Source organism: Inquilinus sp. NPDC058860 (assembly GCF_042743185.1).
Lineage (GTDB): Bacteria > Pseudomonadota > Alphaproteobacteria > DSM-16000 > Inquilinaceae > Inquilinus.
Genome location: NZ_JBHYMS010000125.1, coordinates 1 through 3264, shown reverse-complemented (window position 1 = coordinate 3264; position 3264 = coordinate 1). Strand labels below are relative to the sequence as shown.

Annotated in this window: 2 protein-coding genes and 2 pseudogenes; 3 read left to right on the top strand and 1 reads right to left on the bottom strand. The window is 66.3% G+C overall.

Annotation, left to right across the window (positions count from 1 at the left end):
- Positions 1-125: 125 nt before the first annotated feature.
- From ACFW16_RS35910 to ACFW16_RS35900, 3 genes and pseudogenes are all read left to right on the top strand, one after another.
- Positions 126-731, top strand: a pseudogene (locus ACFW16_RS35910) (IS630 family transposase); the annotation flags it as partial.
- Positions 732-808: 77 nt separating this feature from the next.
- Positions 809-1996 carry an IS701 family transposase gene (locus tag ACFW16_RS35905; RefSeq protein ID WP_380313894.1) on the top strand — a complete coding sequence of 396 codons (1188 nt, stop codon included), beginning with the start codon at positions 809-811 and terminating at the stop codon, positions 1994-1996.
- Between the two features lie 191 nt (positions 1997-2187).
- Positions 2188-2742: pseudogene (locus ACFW16_RS35900) on the top strand (recombinase family protein); the annotation flags it as partial.
- Between the two features lie 254 nt (positions 2743-2996).
- Here the strand turns inward: ACFW16_RS35900 and ACFW16_RS35895 are convergent.
- Positions 2997-3264, bottom strand: a 268-nt coding sequence (locus tag ACFW16_RS35895; RefSeq protein ID WP_380313893.1) for a M10 family metallopeptidase C-terminal domain-containing protein, incomplete at its 5' end; no start/stop codon positions are given.

Sequence of the window (3264 nt, the reverse complement as noted above, 5' to 3'; positions counted from 1 at the left end):
ACCCCGACAGCAGCTCGTCCAGAAGCTCCGGTCGCAGTGTCGTCATTGCAGGTCCTCCACTACTAAATATTGGACCCACAGCCTTCACTTACACAGACCCTCGGACACTCCCGGCATGACCTTCAAAAAAAACCGCGCATGCCGCCGAGCAGCAGCGTCCTGACATCCTGCGGCGGCGACGCGCCTGGTTCGAGCTGCAGCCGGAGTTGGATCCCGAACGGCTCGTCTTCATCGACGAGACCGGCACCTCGACCAAGATGGCCCGCCGCTGCGGCCGGGCCCGCCGCGGCCAGCGCTGCCGGGCGCCCGTGCCGCACGGACACTGGAAGACCACGACCTTCGTCGGCGCCCTGCGGCTCGACGGCATGACCGCGCCGATGGTGCTCGACGGCGCCATGCACGGCCCCGCCTTCCTGGCCTATGTCGAGCAGGTCCTGGTCCCGACGCTGAACCCGGGCGACATCGTCGTCATGGACAACCTGCCCGCCCACAAACCTGCTGCCGTGCGCAGGGCCATCGAAGGCACCGGCGCCAAGCTGCGCTTCCTGCCGGCCTACAGCCCCGACTTCAACCCGATCGAGATGGCCTTCTCCAAACTCAAGGCCTTCCTCAAGAAGCTCGCCCCCAGGACCGTCGACGACCTCTGGCAGGCGATCGCACTGGCCGTCGACGCCTTCACACCTGACGATTGCCAGAACTACTTTAGTGCTGCCGGATATGACTGCGATTGATCGGAAAATGCTCTAGTACTACAGTTGCGGGATAGAGAGATTTCTGATTCCCTTTGGTGAGTTGAAGGGGATCAGAGATGTCCGTTGCAACATGGTCGGGAGCGTTGTTGGGCTGGGAGCGGGAACTCGCGGCGGTGAAGGCGCGGGTTGGCCGAGTTCTCCCGCGCCGACAGCTGCGAGAGACCGCATCGGCGTTTCTCGACGGGCTGCTGTCGGGGATTGAGCGCAAGACCGGCTGGCTGATGGCCGAGCAGGCGGGAGCCGAGCGGCCGTATCGGATGCAGGCGCTCCTCGGCCGGAGTCGCTGGGACGCCGACCAACTGCGCGATGAAGTCCGCGCTTATGTGGTGGAGGCGCTGGGCGAGCCGGACGGGGTGCTGATTGTCGACGAGACAGGGTTCGTGAAGAAGGGCGAGCACTCCGCCGGTGTGGCGCGCCAATACTCGGGGACGGCGGGGCGGATCGAGAACTGTCAGGTCGGCGTGTTCCTGGCCTACGCCAGCCGCTACGGCCAGGCGCTGATCGATCGCAGGCTCTATCTGCCAGAGAGTTGGACGAAGGACCGCGCCCGCTGTGAGCGGACCTCGATCCCGAGTTCGGTCGAGTTCATGACCAAGCCGAAGATGGCACGCGCCATGATCGAGGCGGCGTTGGACGCGGGCATCCCTTGCGCCTACGTCCTGGGCGACACGGTCTATGGGGCCGACAGCAGCCTGCGGCGCATGCTCGAGGCGCGACATCAGCCTTACGTCCTGGCCGTCCGCGGCGCACACGCCATGCGGCGCGGCGGCGAGCGATGGTTCGAGGAGACCTGCCCCGAGGAGCTCGCCGGCGAACTGACGCCCAGCGACTGGTCTTGCCACGCCGCCGGCGAAGGCGCCAAAGGCCCAAGGCTCTACGACTGGGCGCGCATCCGCCGCCCGTGGACCTCCGAGCAGGGCTTCGAGCACTGGCTGCTCGTCCGCCGCAAACGCTCCAAGTCCGCCGAGGAAACCTACTACTTGGCGTTCGCCCCGCCCGGCTCGACGCTCGCGGACCTGGCCGCGGTCGCGGGACTGCGGTGGGCGGTCGAGGAGTGCTTCGAGCGTGCCAAGGACGACCTGGGCCTGGACCACTGTGAAGCCCGCTCCTGGCACGGATGGCATCGACACATGAGCCTCTGCATGGTCGCCCTGGCATTCCTCTCCAAGCTGTCGGCCGATCTTCGCCGCAGCGCATGGCGCAAACCGAACGAAACGAGTCCGGGCGAACCAATCACCGCCTGATCCGCATGGCCGCTCTTGTGCCCAGCGTGCCGGAGATCCGCTATCTGCTTGCCCGACTGCTCATCCGCCCGCCGACCCAAAAGCCCTTCGTCTTGGCGTGGTCGTTATGGCGACGTCGCCATCAGGCTGCGGCCACGGTCAGTCACTACAAGCGGTACACGCAACTGTAGTACTAGGACCAGGACACCCGGCCCCAGATCGAAGCCCTCAAGGCCGCCGGGTGCAAGCTGATCTACGAGGAGCGCGCCTCCGGCGGCCGCTGGGACCGGCCCGAACTGCACCGCCTGCTCGACCGGCTGCAGCATGGCGACATCCTCGTCGTCTGGAAGCTCGACCGGCTGTCGCGCTCCCTCATGGACTTGCTGCTGATCCTGGAGAAGATCGAGGAAGCCCAGGCCGGCTTCCGCTCGGTGACCGAGGCGATCGACACGACAACGCCGGCGGGCCGCATGATGATGCAGATGCTCGGCTCCTTCGCCGAGTTCGAGCGCGCCATGGTCAAAGAGCGGACCCAGGCCGGCCTCAGGGCCGCCCTGTCACAAGGACGCCGCGGCGGCCGCAGGCCTAAGTTCACTGCCGATCAGAAGACGGAGATCCTCGACATGCTCGCCAAGGGCAGAACCCCTGCCGACATCGCCCGGCTGTTCGCTGTCCACCGCTCGACCATCAGCCGCATCGGCACCGATGCAGCCCGCCATGTTCCCCTATCGTTCTCGTCGTTGGCCAAAAACGAGCCGACCGTCTAACCGGGCCGGAATGGGTGAACGGCCATGGCGTCCCGGTCACCCAGCCGCCGGCGGCCGAGGCCGGCGGCACCGATTGGAGATGCTACCACCCGGCGCGAGGAAGGAATGAGCTATGCCACGCGGCCTGGAGACCAAGATCATCGACGCGGGAAAGTGGCCGACGCCGAGGGGCCGGCCTGATCGATAACGGCAACAGGCATCGCGATCGACTACGACGCCTGTTGCCGATCGGCTGCTGACGACACGGATGTCGTTCAGAGCACGAAGTCGCCCGCGGTCAACGTGATCGAACCGAGGAGGCGGATCTGCCCATCGGCCCAGCCGTCGCCGTTGGCGTCGATGTATACATTGGTCTCGTCGGCTCCCGCCACGAAGCGGACCTCGCCGGCGGCGCCGCTGAACGCCGCCGAGCCGATGAAGCTGCCAGAGCCGCCGGTAATACCCGACACGTCGATGTGGTCGCCATCGGTCTGGGAGAAATCGGTAATCAGGTCGAACGCCACCTTGGCCCGGGAGCTGTCT